2 protein-coding genes are annotated in these 2,739 nt (G+C 52.2%); both read right to left on the minus strand.

Annotated elements, in window-relative coordinates; translation table 11 throughout:
* Positions 1-702 precede the first annotated feature (702 nt).
* Positions 703-1,434 (minus strand): hypothetical protein, encoded by a 732-nt coding sequence (locus tag BMY98_RS26455; protein ID WP_245760132.1) that lies wholly within the window; start codon positions 1,432-1,434, stop codon positions 703-705.
* 13 nt (positions 1,435-1,447) lie between these two features.
* Positions 1,448-1,861, minus strand: a complete 414-nt coding sequence (locus tag BMY98_RS26460; RefSeq protein WP_074893743.1) for a putative toxin — start codon at positions 1,859-1,861, stop codon at positions 1,448-1,450.
* Positions 1,862-2,739: the final 878 nt, after the last annotated feature.

The following is a 2,739-nucleotide window of genomic DNA, read 5'->3' on the forward strand; positions in this document are numbered from 1 at the left end:
CGCTGTTCGTAGAGGCCGTCGCCGAGGCGCTTGGCGCTTTCGTCGGGGTTGTAGCCGAGGCCCGCGAGCAGGTAATCCGAGCTCATGAATTGCTTGAGATCGGTGAGTACCGGGTTGGTTTCGATCAGGTATTTGCCGGGGCGCGCCGTGGCTGCGGTGGAGGGCAAGCCCTGAACCCTTTCGACCGTCTGGGCGGTCGCCGATTGGCCCGGGCTGATGCCGGTGGGGTTTGCGCCACTGATGGCGCTGATGCCGGGAATGGGGGTAACGCCTGTAGAGCCCGGAACTTCCGAGACGCCAGTGACACCTGCTGCGCCTGTGACACCGGTAACACCGCGGACACCGGCTACGCCTCTGACACCTGTGACGCTTTCGACACCTGCGACCTGGTCGACGGCGGCAATGCCGCCCGCGCCGGCTTGGTGGCTGGGAATAGAGAACCCACCACTGCCCGAATCGCCAAGTGTGGAGAGGTTTAAGAGTTAAAGGAGTCCGTCCCCTTTAACTTCGTCCCCTTTAACTTCAAGGAGTTGTAAATAGTGGAATTTCCGGCCACGGCAGCGCCGACGTTTACATCGCCACCGGTAATCACACCTGACAGCACCTATAAGTGCACTCCGCTGAACTGCCCTCACCCGTGAGATTGAAGAACAAATGCGCCCTTACCCTTTTATCGTCTGCACTTCTATCCCGCCATTATCACTATAAAACCTCATCTTTTATTAAAAATAATTCCTTGCGAAACAACCTCTTAAGTTCAGCTCGACGCCTTGAAAACAACAAAAAGTTTTCAGCTACATCTTGAATATTCGCTGTAACCCTTACCAAATACCCATGACTTAAGCTTTCTACCAAAAACCCTGAGGCGGCGATCCGATCTACATCTACCTCCGCGGCGAACTCATCTCCAAAGAACATTGCCCAACCCATATTCGGCACATCTGGCTTCAGTGCTGAGTTAAATGACCCCACCTGAAAACTGTTATACTTTTCCTGAGCACCAAGTTCAGAATTACTAAAGAGATGAAGCATGCCTAATTGTGGTGGAAATACTTTGCACCATTCTTTGAAGAGCGAATACCAATCAATCTTAGCACTCACGGCGGAGCGGAAGCTGACTGCACCAGGAACGAGTTGACCCCTTGCATTCCGCGCTGTATGGACGACACTCCCAGAACATTTGAGTGTTTTCTTTCGTCGCCAAGCAAAATCCTGATAAAAATCTGATAGAGCACCATCTATTCGTATGGACGCCTTTGATGCCCAGATCCGCTGACTTTCATTTCTCCCCATAAAAGCTTCAACAAACTTATCTGCATTATGTGAGACCTGCTCAGGGACAAGTAATCCCCCACTTACATTCAGTGAGGCGATCAATTCTTCACCAATTCTCCAATCAGTTGTCTCTGCTTTGGTTCTAATTGCAATCTGCATATATGGTTTCATATTAAAACTTCGTCAACTCCCCAGTACTAGGATTGTATCTAAAGACATCGCCGCCGGTACTTCTAACTTGTCGCATGAGCTCGCCCGACACGGTATTTGTTCTAGGGCTCACAACGAGATTCAAAGGCTGGCCAGTATCGGTAGCAACTTTAATCTGTGCTCGCAACTGGTTAGCCATCGAAAGATTCTGGACGTTTTTTACCTCTAACAAACCTCCTACATTTCTCCCCCATAAGTCGGGAATTGTTGTTACTTGCGCACCATTTGGAAGGTCTACAGTCACGGGAGCCGTGTTCTTCACTCCACCCACATGATCGAACGCATCAACCACTTGTTGTTCAAACGCCACGCCATTTTGCCGGTTTAGCGTGATCTTCTGAATCTCCGCTGCACGCCCTGCCGCTTTCGCACCCAACCCGCTGCCTAGGTTACCAATGCCATCTACAGCTTGCCCGCTAACAGTAGCAGTTGGTGAAGGATAATTCCCAGTTAGCTGTCCACTATAAGGACCATCGGAGGTGGTCCACTCAGGCGTACCGGTCGAACCCTTTGTGCTCGTACCAGCCTGCGCTAAATCTGCTGCTCCGTTTGATCCTGCTTTCGCCTCGGCCGCCGCTAGGCTTGCCGCACGCTTTTCAGCGAGGGGGCCAGCATGCCTTTCGCACCGACGCCGCCCAGCATCCCCAGCACAAGATCGCCATCTATCAGAGGGACTATGCCCCCTCCCAACAGGGTACTCAGTTGCTGGTATTGCCCTTGCGCCCCAATGTTCACGCCGCTCAACGAGCCGATTTCATTCTGATACTGGAGTGCGGTGCCAGGCCCGAATTGTTTCACCCAGTCGGTGGGTATCGCCGCAGCTCCGTCGCCTGAATAACCGCTAGTACTCGGACTGAACAGTGCCGAATCTGCATATTGCTTTGAGGTTGAAGAAAAGGCGTAGACCTTGTCCCCGTCCGCGATAATCGGCGTTCCATCGGCCCGGTGAGCGCTATTTTTTCACTTTGAAGACGCGATATTGACGCGCCGACAGTCTTCAAATCTTCCAGCAGATTGAGCTTCTCTGGATTAGCGTCGCTAGCTGTGCCGAGGATGGCTTTCAAACGCGCGGCGTCAGACGCATCGACTTCCGCACTGGCGTAGAAGTTAAGCAAGCTTTGCCAGGACATCCCTGAATTGCTTTTGCCCTGCTCATCTCAAGATCAAAGGGGTCCGTCCCCTTTTATTCTGAATAATTGCTTGTGTTTCGCCGACGGAGCTCGTGTTAAACCGAGCCTTGGACTGGGAATGAAA

This window comes from Pseudomonas graminis, assembly GCF_900111735.1.
Taxonomy (GTDB): domain Bacteria; phylum Pseudomonadota; class Gammaproteobacteria; order Pseudomonadales; family Pseudomonadaceae; genus Aquipseudomonas; species Aquipseudomonas graminis.

Bases quoted from the DNA above. Each gene is read 5' to 3' on its own strand.
- BMY98_RS26455 (WP_245760132.1), bottom strand. From the start codon at position 1,434: ATGCAGATTGCAATTAGAACCAAAGCAGAGACAACTGATTGGAGAATT.